This window comes from Mycobacterium sp. Panama NTM2 (genome assembly GCF_054355555.1).
In genome coordinates this window covers 3,465,252-3,484,765 of the sequence record NZ_CM135953.1, presented here as the reverse complement: position 1 = coordinate 3,484,765, position 19,514 = coordinate 3,465,252, and the positions used below count along the sequence as shown (strand labels likewise).

Genomic DNA, 19,514 nt, shown 5'->3' with positions numbered 1-19,514 from the left:
CACACGCGTCGAGCGACGTTGACTACGGCCGAGGGGGACTGCTGAGCACTCCAGGAGCGCGCGTCCGGATCGCCTCGCGGATCGTGGCCGTACTCGCGACATCGGCGATGACGGTAGGGCTGGCACCGCCGGTGCTCGCGCAGCCGGCCGATGGCGCGGTGGCGACCACGACGGTCGCTCTCGCCGATGTCGGTGACCAATCGACCCTGTCGTTCTACGGCGACACGAGTTCGACCACGCTCACCTTTCCGGTGCCGCGCGGGTTGCGCCCGACCGCGCTCAACACCGTTGTGAACCTTCCCTTCTCGATCATCTCGGGCACGCTGACCGCGACCCAGAACGATCAGGTGATCAGCAAGGTCGGCGTACCCATCGATGATCTGGCGCCCGTCGTCGTCCCACTCGCCGGCGCCGCGGTGGTCGACGATTCGATGACGATCACCCTCAAGCTGACCGCGCTCGCGCCGGCCGGCTACTGCCTCGATCAGGAAAACCCGATCGGTCTGATCAACAGCTCGGTCGCGTTCGAGGGCACCGAAATCACTCCCACTGTCGTGGCCGACTTCCTTCCTCCCGTGTTGCGCCTCCTGACGATCGGAATACCAGCGGCACCAACACAATCGGAGTCCGATGCGGCGATCCGAGTCGCGGCCGATCTACAGGCGAAGTACCGCTCGCAATCACCGCAGATTGTTTTCGTCCCGTTGGCCGACGGGGCGAGGAGCATCGACGGCCCGGAACAGCCGTTCGAGCGTCGCATCCTGATCGACGAGGGCGGCCCGGACGGACTTTCGCTCGTCGGCAGTGATACTCGGCAACTCCTCATCTCGGGTGCGCCGACGGCGCTGAGCGCACAGGCCCGCTTGCTGACCGATCCGTCCCTGCCCCTGGCGGAGGCAGGCACCGTGGTGGCCGGCGAGCTCGGCCAGGACACGCCGGTGGTGGGCGACTCCACGACGCTGACACAGCTGGGTTCTCCGGATCTGAGCAACATCGGGGTGGCACCGCAGGTGAGTATCGCGTTGGACCAGACCCGCTTCGGCCGTCCGACGCAGGGGTATCGCATCCACGTTCTCGGTTCGCACACCCCGGTGCCCGCCGACATCGGCGCGCGGATGACGGCGTCGGTTGAAGGCGAGATCATCGATTCCTGGTCTGCGGCCGGCGACGGTGGGATCGACCACTGGGTCGACGTTCCCGACCGGCTGATCGCGCGCTACACGAACGTCGTGATCGGCATCGACACCAGCGGAAACACCGGGGGCTGCCGGGAATTCCGGGCGATCGACCTGACGGTCGACGGCAGGACGGTCGTTCAGAGCACACCCGCCCGACCTCCGATACCGAGCGGGTTCGGTTCGCTGCCACAGGCGTTGATGCCCGAGCTGAAGGTCGGTATCGATCCCGGCGACTTCGCCGACACCGATCGGGCTGCCAAGATCGTGCTCGGTCTGCAGCGCCTCAGCGCGGTTCCGCTGCGCACCGAGGTGATGCCGTTGCAGCAGGCCATCGACAGTAAGCAGTCGGCGATCCTGGTCGAGCCCGACGGCTGGACCGACTCGTCGATAGCGTTGCCGTTGTCCAGCAAGGATCGCCAGCTCACTCTCACCGGAGTGGACGGCGACGATCGAGGTGACGAACAACAGGTCACGCTCACCCTCGACCCCGCGGCGCGATTCGGGTCATTGCAGACGGTCCTCGACGGGCAGCGGACGCTGCTGGTCGCGACGTCCAACGGTGCGCCCGAACGACTCGACGACCTGCTGCGCTGGCTGCAGGACAACCCGCGGGGCTGGTCGGTTCTGCGCGGCAACGTCGTGGTGTCTTTCGAGGGGCGCGACCCTCAATTGGTGCCCGATCGCGCGTCGCTGAGCGTGTTCGGTCCGGTGTCGACCGGGCCGGAGACCGATCCGGCCGCGCAGACTCAACGTCCGCCGATCTGGTGGTTGGCGGGCGGCGCGGTCGCGGTGCTGGTGATCGCGGTGGCGGCGTACCGGATCGGGGTCCGGCGGCGCAGCGGCTAGCTGCCGGCCACCCGGCAGCGGTCGCACACTCCGAAGATCTCGATCGTGTGGGTGACGTCGGAGAAGCCGTGCGTGCGCGCGATGTCGGCCGCCCACGTCTCGACCTCGCCGCCGGAGATCTCCACGGTGGAGCCGCACTGCCGGCACACCAGATGATGGTGGTGGTGCCGCGAGCACAATCGGTAGACCGATTCGCCGGTGTCGGTGCGGAGCATGTCGACCGCGCCGGCGGCGGCCATCTGCTGCAGCGTGCGATAGACCGTGGTGAGGCCGACGCCCTCACCCCGCTTGCGCAGCTCGTCGTGCAGCTCCTGGGCCGACCGGAAGTCGTCGAGGTTCTCCAGCAGTGCCGCCAGCGCCGCGCGCTGTCGGGTGGAGCGGACGGCTCCGGTCACTGTGCCGGCCCCGGGTCCTCGGCCGCGTGTGTGACGGCGGCGACGACGATCTCGGCGAGATGATCGTCGACCAGGCGGTAGAGCACTTCCCGGCCGGATCGCTCGCCGGCGACGACGCCGGCCGCCTTGAGGATGCGCAGGTGCTGGCTCACCAGGGGCTGCGGCACGTCGAGCGCGTCGACCAGCTCGTGCACGCAACGCGGATGTTCGCGCAGCTGCAACACGATCGCGATGCGCACCGGCGCGGCCAACGCCCGCAGCAGATCCCCGGCGGTGTCGAGGACTGGCCGGGACGGCAGATCGCAGGGCGGCATGGCGTTGTGCTCATGCTGCTCGTCACCGATACTGGAAACCGTTTTCATTAGCCCTCACGATACATGCGCGGCTGCGCATGTCAATCGGGATCCGTCGCGCAGCCAGGGATGCCGGCCTCGCTACGCTGTGAACCCGTGGCTCCGACTTCGATCATCGACACTGTTGCAAACCTGGCCAAGCGGCGCGGTCTGGTCTTCCAGTCCGGTGAGATCTATGGCGGAACCAAGTCGGCGTGGGACTACGGTCCGCTCGGCGTCGAGCTGAAGGAGAACATCAAACGGCAGTGGTGGAAGTCGGTCGTCACGGGCCGTGACGATGTCGTGGGGCTGGACTCCGCGATCATCCTGCCCCGCCAGGTGTGGGTGGCGTCCGGCCACGTCGAGGTGTTCAACGACCCGCTGGTCGAATGCATGAACTGCCACAAGCGGCACCGGCAGGACCATCTCCAGGAGGCGTACGCGGCGAAGAAGGGCGGCTCGCCCGACGACGTGCCGATGAGCGAGATCGTCTGCCCCGATTGCGGGACCAAGGGACAGTGGACCGAGCCGCGCGACTTCAACATGATGCTCAAGACCTACCTCGGCCCGATCGAGTCCGAGGAGGGTCTGCATTATCTGCGCCCGGAGACCGCGCAGGGCATCTTCGTCAATTTCGCCAACGTCGTCACGACCGCTCGCAAGAAGCCGCCGTTCGGTATCGGCCAGATCGGCAAGAGCTTTCGTAACGAGATCACCCCGGGCAACTTCATCTTCCGGACCCGCGAATTCGAGCAGATGGAGATGGAGTTCTTCGTCGAGCCGTCGACCGCGCCCGAGTGGCACAAGTATTGGATCGAGACCCGTCTGCAGTGGTACATCGACCTCGGTATCCGGAGGGAGAATCTGCGCCTGTACGAGCACCCGCTCGAGAAGCTGTCGCACTACAGCGCCGGCACCACCGACATCGAGTACAAGTTCGGGTTCTCGGGCAACCCGTGGGGCGAGCTGGAGGGCGTGGCGAATCGCACCGACTTCGACTTGTCCACGCACGCACAGCATTCCGGGGCTGACTTGACGTTCTATGATCAGGCCAGTGACACCCGGTACACGCCGTACGTCATCGAGCCGGCAGCCGGCCTGACTCGTTCGCTGATGGCGTTCCTCGTCGACGCCTACACCGAGGACGAGGCTCCCAACGCCAAGGGCGGGGTCGACAAGCGCACGGTGCTGCGGCTCGACCCGCGGCTGGCGCCGGTCAAGGTCGCGGTGCTGCCGCTGTCGAGGCACGCGGACCTCTCGCCGAAGGCGCGCGATCTGGCCGCCGAGTTGCGCCGTTCGTGGAACGTCGAGTTCGACGATGCCGGTGCCATCGGTCGCCGCTACCGGCGTCAGGACGAGATCGGCACCCCGTACTGCGTGACCGTCGACTTCGATTCACTCGACGACCACGCCGTGACGATCCGCGAGCGCGACGCGATGACGCAGGAGCGCGTGGCGCTCGCCGAGGTGTCGGACTACCTGGCCGTCCGCCTCAAAGGCTGCTGAGTTCCTCCGGCGAGCAGACGTGAAATCGCGCGACATGCCGCGCGACACGCGCGAGTTCGCGTCTTCTCACGCAGGGGGGTGACTCTAGAAGCGGCCGCCGCCGCCGCTTATGCCGCCCCCGCCACCGCCGAAACCGCCACCGCCGAAACCACCCCCGCCGAAACCTCCGCCGAAACCACCCCCGCCGAAACCGCCGCCGAAGCCGCCGCGCATCGCACCGGAGAGCACGTTGCCCAGGATGATGCCGCCGATCACGGCACCCATCTGGCCGCCGCCCCCGCCGCCATAGGGCCCGTTGAAATGCCGCTGCGCGGCCAGCACGTCGTTGTTGGCCAACTGCTGTGCCTGCGCGGCCAGCATCCCCGCGCCGTTGGCGTGCGCGATCGCCTCGGTCAGATTGCTCGGACGCTTGTCCTGCGCCGCCTGTAGTTGACGCACCGCCTCCGACAACCGCGTGCGGGCTTCAGGGCCGACGACTCCGCGTCGGGTGTCGATGTAGTCCGACACCCCCCGCACCCGCGACTGCGCGGTGAACAGCGCCTGATCGTAGGTCCGAGTCAGCCGTGCCGTGGTCTCCCGTTCCTCGGCCACATCGGCGAGCAACCGGTCGAGTTCGGCGTCGGCCTGCGTCAGCCGGGTGAATGTACCCAGCGGATCACCGGCCCCCTCGCTCTGGGCGTGTGCCACCGCCGAGACCGCCGCGTCGCGGGCCGCGGACAGCTGCGTTGCCACGGCGATATTGCCCTGCGCCAGCTGGGTTCCCGCGGCCGTGATGCCGTTCTGCGCGTCGGCGATCGCCGCGGGCAGCCCCGCCACCGCCCGGTTGATGTCGGTGTCCGCACTGTCCACCGCGTCGAGCAGAGTCCGGGCCTGGCCCAGCGCGGCCTCAGCGGCGTGGATCGCGTCGACGAGCCCGCCCTGCCGGTCCGCGGGCCGGGCCACCAGCGCGCGCGCGGTGTCGATGTTCTGTTCGGCGAACGTCAGCCGCTGGCGTGCCTCGTCGATGTTGTCGGCCACCGAAACCAGTGCGGTCTCGGCGAATTGCGTTTTGAGGCGGGTCAGCGTCTGGTTCGCCGGATCGATGCGCGCGGTCAGGTCGACCACCTGCTGAGTGAGCGCATCGAGCCGGGTGGGCGCGTTGATCACCAGGTCGCGCAGCCGGGCGAAGGCCTCGCGCTGCGCCTCGAGTTCCCGGTCGGCTCTGGCAGCGGCGACGACGACGCGCGTCAGCAGATCGCGACGCTGCTGGGGCGTCTCGGGGATCGCGTCGTCCAGGATGTGGCGTACGTTGAGCGCCTGCGCCAGGGTGGTCTTGGCTGCCGTCACCGCGGCTGTGAACGCGGCGGTGTCCTGCTCGCCGAATTCCTCGACGGCGAGGGTCAATTCGCTCTCGCTGGTCCGCACCGCGTTGTCGACCTCGACCACGATGCGGCGCGACAGGTCGTCGAGCGCCTCCAGCGACACACCGGCGAGCGCGGCCGGGTCGGCCGGATCGACGCGCTGCGCCGCCGCGATCTCGGCGTCGCGGCGCTTCGCCCGTCGCCTGCGCTGCCAGAGCACCAACCCCACGAGCGCCAGCACGATCACCCCCAGCGCGATCACCAGGCCCAGCCAGCTGCCACTGGACGTGCTCGTGGCGGCGAGCCCGTTCGCCGCGGCCACCGCGGCGCCGGCCCAGTCCCCGTCACGCAGAAGCGGTTCCACGTCGTCGCGGCGCACCGTGTCGATGTCCACGCTGCCGATCGCCTCGGTCGGTGCGAGCAGCGCGTACGCGCGATCGACGGTGGCGACCGCGAGAATGGCGTCCTCACCGCTCAGGTCCAGATCGCTGCGCCGGGACGTGGCCTGTGCCCAGCTCTGCCCGTCCTGGCCCGAGAAGGTGTCGACATAGACGACCCAGAGCCGGATTCGTCGTTCGTCGTAGAGCTTGTCGATCGCGTTCTGCACTTGCGCGGTGCCCGCCGGATCGAGGGCGCCGGCCTGATCGGTCAGATACGTCGGCAGGCGCAGCGGTGCGGTGGCGGTCGCCGCCGGCGCCAGCAGACCGGCTGCGATCCACAGGACGGCGAGCAGGCCGAGCGATCGAGCAATGCGCATGCCCTCAATCTAGTGCTCGCGAGGCTGGCAGACTGTGCCCCGGTGAACCGAACAGACAGCTACGACGCCGCGGACCGGGAACGGCGGGTGGCCGAGCACGCGAAGAGCGCCGCGCTGCCCGGGACCGACGCCGAGCATCGCTCGGACTTCGCCCGAGACCGTGCCCGCGTCCTGCACTGTGCTGCGCTGCGCCGGCTGGCCGACAAGACCCAGGTGGTCGGTCCCCGCGAGGGTGAGACGCCGCGCACCCGGCTGACACATTCCCTGGAGGTCGCACAGATCGGCCGCGGTATGGCGATCGAACTGGGCTGTGACCCCGACCTGGTCGACCTGGCCGGATTGGCCCACGACATCGGCCATCCGCCCTACGGGCACAACGGCGAGCGCGCCCTCGACGAGATCACCAAGACGTTCGGCGGCTTCGAGGGCAACGCGCAGAACTTCCGCATCCTGACCCGGCTGGAGCCCAAAGTCCTTGATGCACAGGGGCGTAGCGCGGGTTTGAACCTGACGCGCGCCGCCCTCGACGCAGTCACCAAGTATCCGTGGCCCCGGGTCGGGGAGCGCCGCAAGTTCGGCTTCTACGCAGACGACATGGCCGCCGCCGACTGGGTGCGCGAGGGCGCACCGTTCGAACGGCCCTGCCTGGAGGCTCAGGTGATGGACTGGGCCGACGATGTCGCGTATTCGGTGCACGACGTCGAGGACGGCGTGATGAGCGGCCGCATCGACCTGCGGGTGTTGGCCGACCCCGCTGCCGCCGCCGCGCTGGCGCACATCGGGGCGGGGTCCTTCCCGACGCTGACCCCGGACGACTTGATGGCCGCGGCCGAGCGTCTCTCCCGGGTCCCGGTGGTGGCGGCGGTCGGCAAGTTCGACGGCACGCTGGGCGCGTCGGTGGCGCTCAAGACCTTGACCAGTGAGCTGGTCGGCCGGTTCGCGAATGCCGCCGTCACGGCCACTACGGCGGCCGCGGGTCCTGGCCCGCTGCGGCGCTTCTCCGCAGACCTCGAGGTGCCCGTCCTCGTGCGCGCCGAGGTGGTGCTGCTGAAGACTCTTGCCCTGCAGTTCATCATGTCCGACCACCGTCATCTGCAGATCCAATCCGATCAGCGCATCCTGATCCAGGAGGTCGCGCTGGCGCTGTGGGGGCAGGCTCCCGGCAGCCTGGACCCGCAGTTCGCCGCCGAGTTCGACGCCGCCGACGACGACGGTGCGCGGCTGCGGGTGGTGGTCGACCAGATCGCCTCCTACACCGAGGGACGGTTGGAACGAGTGCACGAAGCCCGCACCCCGCGCCCTCTAGACTGACCGCGTGGCGGGCGACGGGACGCGGGGACGGGGCAGGATCCCCGATCGCGACATCGCCGCCATCCGGGAGCGGGTCAGCATCGACGACGTCGTCGGCGATTACGTCCAGCTGCGCCGCGCGGGCGCGGACTCCCTCAAGGGGCTGTGCCCCTTCCACGACGAGAAATCCCCGTCGTTCCACGTGCGCCCCAACCACGGCCATTTCCACTGCTTCGGCTGCGGCGAGGGCGGTGACGTCTATGCGTTCCTGCAGAAGATCGAGCACGTCAGCTTCGTCGAGGCCGTCGAGCTGCTCGCGGACAAGGTCGGCTACACCGTCACCTACACCGGCGCGTCGACCACCAACGTGCAGCGCGACCGGGGTAGCCGCAGCAGGCTGCTGGCCGCCAACGCGGCCGCGCAGGAGTTCTACGCCGAGGCGCTGCAGAGCCCGGAAGCCGCGCCGGCCCGGCAGTACCTGATCGACCGCAATTTCGACGCCGAGGCTGCCGCTCGGTTCGGGTGCGGGTTCGCCCCGTCGGGGTGGGACACGCTGACCAAGCATCTGCTGCGTAAGGGCTTCGAGTTCAAAGAACTCGAGGCCGCCGGCCTGTCGCGCGAAGGGCGCCGCGGCCCGATGGACCGGTTCCACCGCCGGCTGCTCTGGCCCATCCGCGCCAGCGGTGGCGAGGTGATCGGCTTCGGAGCGCGCAGGATCTTCGACGACGACCCGATGGAAGCCAAGTACGTCAACACCCCCGAGACCGTTCTCTACAAGAAGTCGGCGGTGCTGTTCGGGCTCGATCTCGCCAAGCGGGACATCGCGAAATCCCACCGCGCCGTGGTGGTCGAGGGTTACACCGACGTGATGGCCATGCACCTGGCCGGAGAGACCACCGCGGTCGCGTCGTGCGGCACGGCCTTCGGCGACGGCCACCTGGGGCTGTTGCGCCGGCTGATGATGGACGACAACTGGTACCGCGGCGAGCTGATCTTCGTGTTCGACGGCGACGCGGCGGGGCAGGCTGCCGCGCTGAAGGCGTTCGACGGGGACCAGCAGGTCTCCGGAAAGTCGTTCGTCGCAGTGGCTTCCGATGGGATGGACCCCTGCGATCTGCGGCTGAAATCCGGTGACACCGCGCTGCGTGACCTGGTCGCGCGGCGGATCCCGATGTACGAGTTCGCGATCCGCAGCCTGATCCCGGCAGGCGACGTGCTCGACAACGATCCGCAGGCGCAGGTCGACGCGTTGCGTCGATGCGTGCCATTGGTCGCCCGGATCCGGGACTACGCACTGCGGGACGAGTACGCGCGACGGCTGGCGGGCTGGACGGGCTGGCGTGACGAAGCGCAGGTCCTCACCCGGGTGCGGGAGGAAGCCGCCAAGCGGGGAATGCCCGACCGGTCACGCCGCCGCGGGGCGGCCAAAACCGAGACACGGGCCGATCAGGCACCGGCGAGCCGGCCGCGTCCGGCCGACGGCGCCGTCCGGCCCAACCCCGCCGACCCCACGCTGTGGCCGCAGCGCGAGGCGCTGAAGAGCGGTTTGCAGTATCCGGCGCTGGCCGGACCGGTGTTCGACTCGCTGGCCGCGGAGAGCTTCACCCACCCCGGGTACGCGGCGGTGCGGGCCGCGATCGAGGCAGCGGGCGGCACCGCCGGTGGGCTGACCGGCGCGCAATGGATCGAGGCGGTCCGCGAACACGCCGCCAGCCCGGCCACCGCGAGCCTGGTCAATGAGCTCAGCGTGGAGGCGATCAACGCCGACGACGAGCGGTTGCCCCGTTACATCGGCGGCGTGCTGGCCCGCCTGCAGGAAGTCTGGATCGGCCGCCAGATCGCCGAGGTGAAGTCGAAGCTGCAGCGGATGTCACCGGTGGAACAGGGCGACGAGTATCACGCGCTGTTCGGTGACCTGGTCGCGATGGAGGCCTACCGGCGCAGCCTGCTCGAACAGGCAAGTGGCGACGACCTGACTGCATGAACCGGCCCGCCGGGTTATGGTGTGTCTGCTGTTGTCTGCGGTCGGGGAGAAGGCGAGTTGTCGATGCTGCACATCATGCGGGCTCACGCAGCCCGGGTCGTCGTCGGTGCGGTCGCCGCGGCGGCTGTCGCCGTTCCGTTGTACGCCTCCCTGAGCAGCCCCGATGCCACCGCGCAGGCGGGCCCGAAGTGCCTGGCGTGGTTCGGCAACCTCGAAGACGGACACTGCCTGGGTTACTCGAACGGCACCCCCGCGCTGGTCGGCACCCCGGGCGTCGCGTTCGGCAACGGTGGGATCACCACCGGGCCGCTGCTGCCCGGCACGTCGTTCAACTCCAACTTCGGCTAGCGCTTCTCGCCTGCCGCGCGTCGCTCGACCTGCCCCGGCCCGTACACCTCGGTGCCGGGGTCTATCGGCGTGACGTCCACCATCGCCGGATCGGGTGACACCCGTTCGGCGATCTTTCGTCGTCCCGCATCGATCACCGCGCGCGCGGCCGGGCTGCCGGTGACGGCGCGGTAGGTGCCGGCGAGCTGTTCGTACCGCTGCCGTCCGGCCTTGGTGCCCAACACGTAGCCGACGGCCGCAACGGCGACATACCCGATCACAGAAGTCCTCCACAGCGTTCTCGCGGGGCGACGCAACCCGATCCCGCGTCACCCATCTGGCGTCCATCCTGCCTCACGTAGGGGGCTGCGCGCCCGGCCGGCAACGCATTGGCAACCGCGTCCCGCCATAGGCTAGAGTGCTCTCTGGCCCGCGGCGCACAGTCTGCGGGAGGGCAATCCCCTGTAGCTCAATTGGCAGAGCATTCGGCTGTTAACCGAAGGGTTGCTGGTTCGAGTCCAGCCGGGGGAGCTCAGATTTCCCGCACGTCGCACACCGTGATCGCGGTCTGCGCCCAGAACGTAGACCGAGGGCCACACCCGGTACGGGTGTGGCCCTCGGTGTTCGTGCCCTCAGCTGTTGCGGGCTGCCTTCTCGCGCGTCTCCTGAGACTTCGCCTCGGCGCGGGCTGCTTCGGCTTCGGCCTCTTTCTTCGCGACGTCCTTCTGGGCCTCGGCCTTGTCCTGTTGCGCCTTGCCCTCCTCCTGGAGGCTGTCGCGGTTCAACACGATTCCGAGGACCTGCTTGACGATGCCCACCGCACCGTTGATGAGGCTGTTCACCGCGGCGAGCGGTCCACTGTTGTTGTCGGCCATGTCGTTGTCTCCTTGTCGCTTCGTACCTGTGCCGGTACTGATACCCCCGTGCTAGCTATTGCAAGCAACCAGCTAGCAGTTGTGTGCGGCGTCACACTCGTCCCCGACATGGGCGTCGAGCGGGTCGCCGCGATGAGTGCGGCGCCGCGGGGCAGTCTGACGTCCATGGGGAAATTGATCTACGGCTTCAACGTCTCCGTCGACGGCTACATCGCGGACGCGAACGGGTCGATCGACTGGAGTGCGCCGAGCGACGAACTGCACCAGTATTGGAATGATTTCGAGCGGCAGACCGCGCTGGCGTTCTACGGGCGGCGCCTCTATGAGCTGATGTCCCCCTACTGGACCACGGCCGACGATGACCCGGACGCGCCGCCGATCATCGTCGACTACGCGCGCGTCTGGCGGGCGATGCCCAAGGTCGTGTTCTCCCGCACTCTGCGGTCGGTCGACGGGAACGCCCGCCTGGAGCGCGGGGATCCGGTCGAGGTGGTCCGGCGGTTGAAAGCCGAGACCGACGGTCCTCTCGAGATCGCCGGTGCGACGCTGGCCGCACCGGTCGTACAGGCCGGGCTGGTCGACGAGTTCCGGATCGTGTTGGCCCCGACGGCGGTCGGTGGCGGCACGCCGTTCTTCCCGCCGCTGCCGTCCTGGATCTCGCTGCGACTGGTGGACAATCGCACGTTCCCCGGCGGCACGGTCCTGCTGCGCTACGAGGTCGACCGATAACGTGACGGCATGCGTATCTCGTCTGCCGTCGTCGCGATGACTGCCGTGCTGACGGCCGCATGCGGATGGAGCCCGCCCGGCCCGGCGCCGACGAGCACTCAGGCGTGCGGGCCAGGGCCCAGCGCGCAGTCGGTGGCCACCGAGATCTCGATGTTGCCGCAGGCGTCGTGGACCGAGAGCGCGCGCGGGCACGCCGCCGACTGTCGGTTGAACTGGGTGGTGGTGAGCTCCGGCGCCGCCTCCGACAGCCCCCAGCAGGTGCTGTTCTTCGACGGCGACAAAGGCGTCGGTTCGCCGACACCGGAACCGCGGCCCTACATCACCGTCACCGCGCAGGGCGATCACGACGCCCGCGTGCAGTATCAATGGCGTCAGGGCGCCGACGCGGCGTGCTGCCCCACCGGAGTGGGATCGGCGCGCGTCACCCTCGAAGACGGCAGGTTGACGATCCTCGACCCGATACCGGGGCCCTGAGTCAGATCACGCCCGCGCTGGTGGCGTCCTGTCGGGTGTGCTCGTCGGCATCCGGAATGTGCTCCGGGTGCAGCATCTCGGCGTAGCGCAACTGCTCGGGGATACCGAAGCCGTCGACCAGGAGTTCCGCGTAGGGACGCAGGCGCTTGCAGCGATCGTTGATCGCGCGGGTCACCGCCTTCGCGCGTTCGGTGGACAGGAAGCGGTGCTCGACGAACCACGACTTGTCCTCTTCGATCACCGTCAGCGCGTACAGATCGCACACCAGGCCCAGGATCTCGCGCGCGGTCCGGTCGTGGCAGGAGTCGATACCGGCGACGAACGCCTCGAACACGATGCGGTCGATGTGGGATTGCGCGACGTGGAGCACATGGTCCTGCACCGAGTTGAAGGCCTCGAAGGCGCTCATCTCCTTGGACTTGCTCTGCAGCCGCCGCGCCACCGACGCGGTCATGTACTCCTCGCGGTCTTCGAGCATCTTGGCCTGCGTGCCGCGGTTGAAGAGGCTGCCCTCTTCCTCGTTGTCCTGCCGCGAATCCAGGACTGTCTGCATGATCGTCTGCGCCGCAGTGCGTTTGAGCACCCGCTCGCCGGCGAACCGGGCCGCGAAGCCCACCCATTCGACCGGGCTCATCCCCTTGATGTCGTCGGCGTAGGCGGTCAGCAGCTCCTTGGCCACGAGCTGGAACAGCACATGGTTGTCACCCTCGAAGGTGGTGAACACGTCGGTGTCGGCCTTGAGCGCGATCAGCCGGTTCTCGGCGAGATAGCCGGCGCCGCCGCACGCTTCCCGCGCCTCCTGGATGGCGCGGGTGGCGTGCCAGGTGTTGGCGGCCTTGAGGCCTGCGGCCCGGGATTCCAGTTCGCGCTGTTCCTCGGGATCCGGGTCGTCGGCGGTCTGAAGCTCGTGGCACTTGGCCACCAGCTCGTTCTGCGCGAACTGCAGCGCATACGAGCGGGCGATCAACGGGAACAGCCGGCGCTGGTGGACCAGGTAGTCCATCAGCAGCACCTCGCCGCCATCGGGGTCGGAGAACTGACGCCGTTGCAGCGCGTAGCGCGTCGCGATGTCCAGCGCGACGCGAGCGGCCGCGCCGGCGCTGCCGCCGACGGTCACGCGGCCGCGGATCAGCGTGCCGAGCATCGTGAAGAAACGGCGGTTCGGGTTCTCGATCGGGGAGCTGTAGGTCCCGTCCGCGGCGACGTCGGCGTACTTGTTGAGCAGGTTCTCGCGCGGGACGCGCACGTTGTCGAACTGGATGCGGCCGTTGTCCACGCCGGGCAGGCCACCCTTGTAGTGACAGTCCGAGGTGGTGACGCCGGGCAGGTCGTTGCCGGCCTCGTCGCGAATGGGCACGACGAAGCAGTGCACGCCGTGGCCCTCGCCGTCCGGGGTGATCAGCTGAGCGAAAACCGTTGCGAATCGCGCCGTCTCGGCTGCGCCGCCGATGTAGTCCTTGCGCGAGGACGGGGTGGGGGAGTCGATGACGAACTCTTCGGTGGCCGGGTCGTAGGTGGCCGTCGTCTCCAGCGACTGCACGTCGCTGCCGTGGCCGGTCTCGGTCATCGCGAAGCAGCCGAGCACCTCGAGGTCGATGAGCTTCTTGACGTAGGCCTCGTGGTGGCGTTCGGTGCCGAGGTTCTCGATCGCGCCGCCGAACAGGCCCCACTGCACACCCGCCTTGACCATCAGCGACAGATCGCTCATCGCGAGCATCTCGATCTGCGTGACGGCGGCTCCGACGTCGCCGTTGCCTCCGTGCTCTTTCTTGAAACCGTCCTCGGCGGCTCCGCGCGAGGCCATGATCCGCATCTGCTCGGCTACCTTGGTACGCGCGATGACCGTGTTCGGGGTGTAGTGCGGTCGGAAGATGTCGTTGCTGAGTTCTTTACGCAACGCGTTCTTGGTGTCTCGCCAGCGGCCGTCGAGGCAGTTCCGTAGATGCTCCGCAGTGGTGGTCATATCTCGACGGTAGCCCTCGAAACCGCCGCGCAAACTGTGATGTCACAAACCCGTCCGAACCCGCTCTGCCGGGCCGCCCTGCCGCGGCGTTGAATGATCGCCATGACCGAGCCGCCGGGGGACGCAGCAGGAATTCACGTCGAGGACCATCGGCACGCCGATGTGACCGGCGGGTGGCTGCGCGCCGCCACGTTCGGTGCGATGGACGGCGTGGTCAGCAACACCGCGCTGATCGCCGGGGTGGCCGCGAGCGCCTCGGCGCACACCGTCGTGATCAGCGGCGTGGCGGGGCTGCTGGCCGGCAGCTTCTCGATGGCGCTCGGCGAGTACACCTCGGTCACGACGGCGAACGAGCAGATCGACTCCGAGGTGCACGTGGAGCGGAAATCGTTTGCGCGCCAGCCCGAGGCGGAGCAGGCGGAGCTGGTGGCCAAGCTCGTCTCGCTCGGGATGTCCGCCGAGACCGCGGCCAAGGCGTCGGAGGAGATCCACCGCGACGATCACAAGGCGATCAATTTTCACCTGATCCAGGAGCTCGGAGTCGACCCGCAGGACAAGCCCTCACCGTGGCTCGCGGCCGCCTCCTCGTTCGTGATGTTCGCGATCGGCGCGATCATCCCGCTGATCCCGTATCTGCTCGGTTACGAATCGCTCTGGGCCGGGCTGGCTTTCGGCGGCCTCGGGCTGATACTGGCCGGCGCGGCGGCGGCCCGCATCACCCGTCGGTCGCCGGTCATCGGCTCGGCGCGGCAGTTGGCGTTCGGCGCGGTCGCGATCGGCGCGACCTACCTCGTCGGCCACCTCATCGGCGTCGCCGCGACCTGAGCGCTCAGCTCTCGTTGCCGACGGTGACGGCGCGCGCCTCGTCGGTGAGTTCCTCGAGCTCGGTTTCCTCGTCGTCGATGTGACGCAGGTGCGTCCGTGTCATTGTCAGCACCAACGCGGCCAGCAGCACGGCGCCTGCGCCCACCCAGAACGGCAGGTGGACGCTGACCTGCTCGCCGAGCACGCCGGCCAGCCACGGCGCGACGGCGGCGCCGGAAAACCGCATGAAGCTGTAGGCGGCCGAGGCGACACCGCGTTCCACGGGTGCGGCCTTCATGACGGTTTCGGTGATCAGCGTGTTGTTGATGCCGATCCACAGGCCCGCCACGACGACGCAGGCTGCCAGGATCGGCTTGTGATCGGTCCACACCGCCATCGCGGCGAGCGTGGCGGTCATCAGCACCAGGTTGATCACCAGTGTGCGCACGGTGCCGAAGCGGTGCTGGAGCCGCGGCGCGACGAAGACCGACGTGAACGCCAGAGCCAGACCCCAGCCGAAGAAGATCAGCCCGATCTCCTGTGCGCCCATGTCGAGGGGGAACGGCGTGAACGCCAGCAGCGTGAAGAAGCCGAAGTTGTACAGCAGCGCGGTGACCGCGACGCCGAGCAGCCCGCGGTGCGCGAGCGCCCGGAACGGGTCGGCCAGCGTGGTGGCCCGCGCGGCGGGTGGCGTGGCGGGCAACAGGAACGTGGTCACGACCAGGGCGATGGCCATCAAGACCGACACTCCGAAAAACGGCCCACGCCAAGATATTTCACCCAGTACTCCACCGACGAGCGGGCCGACGGCGATGCCCAGGCCGAGTGCGGCCTCGTAGAGGATGATCGCCTGGGCGACCGATCCGCGCGCCGAACTGACGATCGTCGCCAGCGCCGTCGCGATGAACAGGGCGTTGCCCAGCCCCCAGAGCGCCCGCCAGCCGACGATGCCCATCACGGTGTCGGAGAGTCCGGCCAGCCCGGCGCCGGCGATGATGATCACCAGGCCGATCAGCAGCGTGCGCTTGGGTCCGATGCGGCTGGCCACCACGCCGGTGATCAGCATTGCCACGCCCATCACGGCCATGTAGCTGGTGAACAGCAGCGAGACCTGCGATGGGGAGGCGTTCAGGTTGTCGGCGATCGGCTTGAGGATCGGGTCGACGAGACCGATCCCCATGAACGCGACGACGGACGCGAAGGCGACGGCCCAGACGGCCTTGGGTTGGCGCCACATCTGTGTGTCGGCAGACACCGGCGAACCACTCCTTTCGATCAGTGGGATGACAGTGGGGAGATCAGTGCGACACCGCGGCGGACGTGGCGTCGTCGATCAGGCGATGCATCACGCGCACGGCCTCGGTGAGGCAGGCTCGGTCGGCCTCGCTGAGCCGTTCGAGATAGGGGTCGACGGCGGCGCCGCGATCGGCGCGCGCCTGACGCAGGGTGTCCTTGCCGTGCTCGGTGATCCGGATCAGGACGGCCCGTGCGTCGTGCGGATCTGTGGTTCTCGTCACCAGGCCGGCGTCCTCGAGGCGGCGCACCTGTGTGGTCATCGTGGGCTGCGAGCAGTGATCCAGCGCGGCCAGATCGGAGATCCGCGCTTCACCGCGGTCGTCGATCGTGGACAGCAGGCGGGCCTGGGCAAACGGGAGTGGGATGCGAACCCGCTGGTTGGCCATGCGGTTGAGCCGTGCCACCACCGAAAGCAGGTCGGAACCGAGTGTGGAGGACATGCCGTCCATAATTGCATAGAATTCCTATGCAATCCACCTCGGGGGGCCGACTGGCAGAATCGTGAAATGACTTCGGCCGCCTCGCAGCGCACGCCGCGACGGTCGGGCTCGCTGAAACCGGTCGAGCTGGCGCAGGCCGCGGTGATGGCGGCGCTGTGCGCGGCCATCGCCATCATCGCGGTGGTCGTTCCCTTCGCCGCCGGCCTCTCGCTGCTCGGCACGGTGCCGATGGGGCTGCTCGCCTATCGCTACCGGCTGCGGGTCGTGCTCACCGCGACGGTGGCCGGTGGCCTGGTGGCCTTCCTGATCGCCGGGATGGGCGGGCTCATGACCGTGGTGAACTGCGCCTACATCGGCGGGTTGACCGGGATCGTCAAACGGCGCGGTCGCGGCACCCCCACCGTGGTGGCCTCCGCGCTCGTCGCCGGCGCGATCTTCGGGGTCTTCATCGTGGGGGCCCTGGCGCTGCTGAGCCGCCTGCGCACGCTCATCTTCGATTCCGTCACCGCGAACGTCACCGGGGTGGCCGCGATCATGCGTCGGATCCCCCAGCTCGAAGACGCCGCGGGGCGCCTCGAGCGGGATTTCGCGACCGCACTGCACTATTGGCCGCTGCTCTTCTTCGTCGTGGGCGTGTTCTCGATCACCTGGGTGAGCCTGGTCGGCTGGTGGGCGCTGTCCCGGGTGATGGCGCGGCTGATGGGGGTGCCCGACGTGCACAAGCTCGAGACTCCCGCCGACAACGGACCGGTCGGTCCGGTACCGCTGCAGCTGCGCGACGTCCGCTTCCGCTACCCGGGCACCCAGCGCGACGCGCTGGGGCCGGTGTCCATGGCCGTCGAACCCGGCGAGCACGTGGCGGTCACCGGGGCCAACGGGTCGGGTAAGACGACGCTGATGCTCGTGCTCTCCGGCCGCGAACCCGGTGCGGGCACCATCGAGCGGCCGGGCAGCGTCGGACTCGGCAAGAGCGGTGGCACCGCCGTGGTGATGCAGCACCCCGAGAGTCAGGTGCTCGGCACCCGCGTCGCCGACGACGTGGTCTGGGGTCTGCCGCCGGGCACGAGCCCCGACGTGGACCGCCTGCTCGGCGAGGTGGGTCTCGACGGATTCGGCGAACGGGACACCGGAGGCCTCTCCGGCGGTGAACTCCAGCGCCTGGCCGTGGCGGCCGCGCTGGCCCGTGAGCCGGCGCTGCTGATCGCCGACGAAGTGACCAGCATGGTGGATCAACAGGGGCGCGACGGCCTCATGTCGGTGTTGTCCGGGCTGACCCGGGCCCACCGCACGGCGCTGGTGCACATCACCCATTACAACGACGAGGCCGAAGCCGCCGATCGCACGGTGGCGCTGTCGGGCAACGGCGCCAACGCCGACAACGTGAGCGGACCGGAGATGGTCGAGACCGCGGAGGTGCACGCACCCCGCCCCGATCCCGCCGCCGACGCCGATCATCGAGCGGGCCCGCCGGTGCTCGAGCTGCGCGACGTCGGCCACATCTACGGCGACGGCACGCCCTGGGCCAAGACCGCGTTGACCGGCATCGACTTCTCGGTGCACGAGGGCGACGGCGTGTTGATCCACGGGCTCAACGGCTCCGGGAAGTCCACCCTGGCCTGGATCATGGCCGGGTTGACCGTGCCGAGCCACGGCGCGTGCCTGCTCGACGGCACGCCCGTGTCCGAACAGGTCGGTGCTGTGGCGATCTCGTTCCAGGCGGCCCGGCTGCAGCTCATGCGCAGCCATGTCGCGCTGGAGATAGCCTCGCTGGCCGGATTCTCCAAATACGACCAACAGAAGGTGACCGACGCCCTCAACACGGTGGGTCTGGACCCGACTCTGGCAGCGCGGCGCATCGACCAGCTCAGCGGCGGACAGATGCGGCGCGTCGTGCTCGCCGGGCTCCTGGCCCGCTCCCCGCGCGCGCTGATCCTCGACGAACCGCTGGCCGGCCTGGATGCCGCGTCCGCCCAGGGACTGGTGCGTCTGCTCGAGGAGCTGCGCCGCCGTCGGCGGCTGACGGTCGTCGTCATCTCCCACGACTTCGCGGGCCTGGAGGGTCTGTGCCCGCGGACCCTGCACCTGCGCGACGGGGAACTGGCGACCGCGCCCACCACGGCCGGGGGTCTGGCATGAGTGGCGCCCGCCCGCGTCGTCAGGTCGTGCTGCTGCGGCCGGTGCCGGGGCGCACCGTCATCCACGAGCTGTGGGCGGGGGCGAAGCTGATCATCGTCGCCGCCATCGGCGTTCTCCTCACCTTCTATCCGGGATGGTTGCCCATCGCCGCGGTCGCGGTGCTGATCGCGGTGTCGGCCCGGCTCGCCCGCATCCCGCGCGGCGTGCTGCCCTCGATTCCCCGGTTCCTGTGGTTTCTCGTCGCACTGGGCGGCCTGACCGCCACGTTCGCCGGAGGCAGCCCGGTGCTGTCCGTCGGATCGACGGAGATCGGATTCGGCGGCCTGCTCAACTTCCTGCGCATCACCGCGCTGTCGATCGTGCTGCTCGGCCTCGGCGCGATGGTCTCGTGGACCACCAACGTCGCCGAGATCGCCCCTGCCGTCGCCGCTCTCGGACGTCCGCTACGGCCGCTGCGGATCCCCGTCGACGACTGGGCGGTGGCACTGGCGTTGTCGCTGAGGGCCTTTCCGATGCTGATCGACGAGTTCAGCGTGCTCTACGCCGCCCGCCGGCTGCGTCCGCCGGATGTCGACGCCCACCGGCGCGGCCGCGGCAAGCGGTGGGCCGCGGAACTGATCGATCTGCTGGCCGCCGCGATCACCGTGGCGCTGCGACGCGCGGACGAGATGGGCGACGCGATCACCGCACGCGGTGGCGCAGGACAGATTTCGGCCGCGCCGTCGCGCCCGGCCCGCCGCGACTGGGTGGCCTTCGCGATCGTCGCCGTGGTGTGCGGCGCCGCCCTCGCGCTCGAGCTGACGGTGCTTCCCACCAGTAGCGCCCGCAACTGACCCACTACG

The 19,514-nt window shown here is 69.0% G+C and carries 18 protein-coding genes and 1 tRNA gene; 11 read left to right on the top strand and 8 right to left on the bottom strand.

The features are described from left to right. Nucleotides 1-83: 83 nt before the first annotated feature. Nucleotides 84-2,024: a hypothetical protein gene (locus tag ACXYX3_RS16435; protein ID WP_458608240.1), complete on the top strand. Its 1,941-nt coding sequence runs from the start codon at nucleotides 84-86 to the stop codon at nucleotides 2,022-2,024. Here ACXYX3_RS16435 and ACXYX3_RS16430 read toward each other — a convergent pair. Continuing rightward, entirely contained in the window at nucleotides 2,021-2,419 is a 399-nt protein-coding gene (locus ACXYX3_RS16430; protein WP_458608239.1) for a Fur family transcriptional regulator, read from the bottom strand. The two genes, ACXYX3_RS16435 and ACXYX3_RS16430, sit on opposite strands and share 4 nt — an antisense overlap. Further along, nucleotides 2,416-2,733: an ArsR/SmtB family transcription factor gene (locus ACXYX3_RS16425; protein WP_374238395.1), complete on the bottom strand. Its 318-nt coding sequence runs from the start codon at nucleotides 2,731-2,733 to the stop codon at nucleotides 2,416-2,418. The genes ACXYX3_RS16430 and ACXYX3_RS16425 overlap by 4 nt, the downstream gene beginning before the upstream one ends. 108 nt (nucleotides 2,734-2,841) lie before the next feature. Here ACXYX3_RS16425 and ACXYX3_RS16420 point away from each other — a divergent pair, with 108 nt between their 5' ends. Next, the gene (locus tag ACXYX3_RS16420) at nucleotides 2,842-4,257 is read left to right on the top strand and encodes a glycine--tRNA ligase (protein WP_458608238.1); all 1,416 of its coding nucleotides are present in this window, start codon (nucleotides 2,842-2,844) and stop codon (nucleotides 4,255-4,257) included. Between the two features lie 84 nt (nucleotides 4,258-4,341). Here the strand turns inward: ACXYX3_RS16420 and ACXYX3_RS16415 are convergent, their stop codons facing one another. Then, the gene (locus ACXYX3_RS16415; RefSeq protein WP_458608237.1) at nucleotides 4,342-6,354 is read right to left on the bottom strand and encodes a TPM domain-containing protein; all 2,013 of its coding nucleotides are present in this window, start codon (nucleotides 6,352-6,354) and stop codon (nucleotides 4,342-4,344) included. A 42-nt stretch (nucleotides 6,355-6,396) separates the two neighbouring features. Between ACXYX3_RS16415 and ACXYX3_RS16410 the strand changes: the two genes are divergently transcribed. The 3 genes from ACXYX3_RS16410 (at nucleotide 6,397) to ACXYX3_RS16400 (ending at nucleotide 9,976) form a co-directional block, all read left to right on the top strand. Beyond that, the gene (locus ACXYX3_RS16410) at nucleotides 6,397-7,665 is read left to right on the top strand and encodes a deoxyguanosinetriphosphate triphosphohydrolase (protein ID WP_458608236.1); all 1,269 of its coding nucleotides are present in this window, start codon (nucleotides 6,397-6,399) and stop codon (nucleotides 7,663-7,665) included. Nucleotides 7,666-7,669: 4 nt separating this feature from the next. Beyond that, nucleotides 7,670-9,628, top strand: a complete 1,959-nt coding sequence (gene dnaG, locus ACXYX3_RS16405) for a DNA primase (protein ID WP_458608235.1) — start codon at nucleotides 7,670-7,672, stop codon at nucleotides 9,626-9,628. Nucleotides 9,629-9,703: 75 nt separating this feature from the next. Then, nucleotides 9,704-9,976 carry a DUF7155 family protein gene (locus ACXYX3_RS16400; RefSeq protein WP_241206260.1) on the top strand — a complete coding sequence of 91 codons (273 nt, stop codon included), beginning with the start codon at nucleotides 9,704-9,706 and terminating at the stop codon, nucleotides 9,974-9,976. Here the strand turns inward: ACXYX3_RS16400 and ACXYX3_RS16395 are convergent. Further along, nucleotides 9,973-10,236, bottom strand: coding sequence for a hypothetical protein (locus ACXYX3_RS16395; RefSeq protein ID WP_241206261.1), 264 nt, complete (start codon nucleotides 10,234-10,236; stop codon nucleotides 9,973-9,975). The two genes, ACXYX3_RS16400 and ACXYX3_RS16395, sit on opposite strands and share 4 nt — an antisense overlap. Nucleotides 10,237-10,413: 177 nt before the next feature. Here ACXYX3_RS16395 and ACXYX3_RS16390 point away from each other — a divergent pair. Then, nucleotides 10,414-10,486, top strand: a tRNA-Asn gene (locus ACXYX3_RS16390). A gap of 101 nt (nucleotides 10,487-10,587) precedes the next feature. Here ACXYX3_RS16390 and mbp1 read toward each other — a convergent pair. After that, nucleotides 10,588-10,830, bottom strand: coding sequence for a microaggregate-binding protein 1 (gene mbp1 / locus ACXYX3_RS16385; RefSeq protein ID WP_458608234.1), 243 nt, complete (start codon nucleotides 10,828-10,830; stop codon nucleotides 10,588-10,590). Between the two features lie 108 nt (nucleotides 10,831-10,938). On the opposite strand from mbp1, the gene ACXYX3_RS16380 reads away from it, so the two are divergent. Together ACXYX3_RS16380 and ACXYX3_RS16375 are read left to right on the top strand one after the other, a co-directional pair. Further along, entirely contained in the window at nucleotides 10,939-11,559 is a 621-nt protein-coding gene (locus ACXYX3_RS16380; RefSeq protein WP_458608233.1) for a dihydrofolate reductase family protein, read from the top strand. A 9-nt stretch (nucleotides 11,560-11,568) separates the two neighbouring features. Beyond that, complete coding sequence (locus ACXYX3_RS16375) at nucleotides 11,569-12,033, top strand: LppP/LprE family lipoprotein (RefSeq protein ID WP_458608232.1); 465 nt, start codon at nucleotides 11,569-11,571, stop codon at nucleotides 12,031-12,033. Nucleotide 12,034: 1 nt separating this feature from the next. On the opposite strand, the gene ACXYX3_RS16370 is transcribed toward ACXYX3_RS16375, so the two are convergent. Then, a complete protein-coding gene (locus tag ACXYX3_RS16370) occupies nucleotides 12,035-13,996 on the bottom strand; it encodes an acyl-CoA dehydrogenase family protein (RefSeq protein ID WP_241205898.1) in 1,962 nt (653 codons plus the stop codon). A gap of 102 nt (nucleotides 13,997-14,098) precedes the next feature. Here ACXYX3_RS16370 and ACXYX3_RS16365 point away from each other — a divergent pair, with 102 nt between their 5' ends. Beyond that, entirely contained in the window at nucleotides 14,099-14,821 is a 723-nt protein-coding gene (locus tag ACXYX3_RS16365) for a VIT1/CCC1 transporter family protein (protein WP_458608231.1), read from the top strand. A 4-nt stretch (nucleotides 14,822-14,825) separates the two neighbouring features. Here the strand turns inward: ACXYX3_RS16365 and ACXYX3_RS16360 are convergent, their stop codons facing one another. After that, complete coding sequence (locus ACXYX3_RS16360) at nucleotides 14,826-16,037, bottom strand: MFS transporter (protein WP_458612115.1); 1,212 nt, start codon at nucleotides 16,035-16,037, stop codon at nucleotides 14,826-14,828. A 61-nt stretch (nucleotides 16,038-16,098) separates the two neighbouring features. Continuing rightward, nucleotides 16,099-16,536, bottom strand: coding sequence for a MarR family winged helix-turn-helix transcriptional regulator (locus ACXYX3_RS16355; RefSeq protein ID WP_458608230.1), 438 nt, complete (start codon nucleotides 16,534-16,536; stop codon nucleotides 16,099-16,101). 66 nt (nucleotides 16,537-16,602) lie between these two features. Between ACXYX3_RS16355 and ACXYX3_RS16350 the strand changes: the two genes are divergently transcribed. Beyond that, nucleotides 16,603-18,672: an ATP-binding cassette domain-containing protein gene (locus tag ACXYX3_RS16350; protein WP_458608229.1), complete on the top strand. Its 2,070-nt coding sequence runs from the start codon at nucleotides 16,603-16,605 to the stop codon at nucleotides 18,670-18,672. Further along, on the top strand, nucleotides 18,600-19,505 hold the full coding sequence (locus ACXYX3_RS16345) for a CbiQ family ECF transporter T component (RefSeq protein WP_458608228.1): 906 nt from the start codon (nucleotides 18,600-18,602) through the stop codon (nucleotides 19,503-19,505). Before ACXYX3_RS16350 ends, ACXYX3_RS16345 begins: the two co-directional genes overlap by 73 nt. The last annotated feature ends 9 nt before the right edge of the window (nucleotides 19,506-19,514 follow it).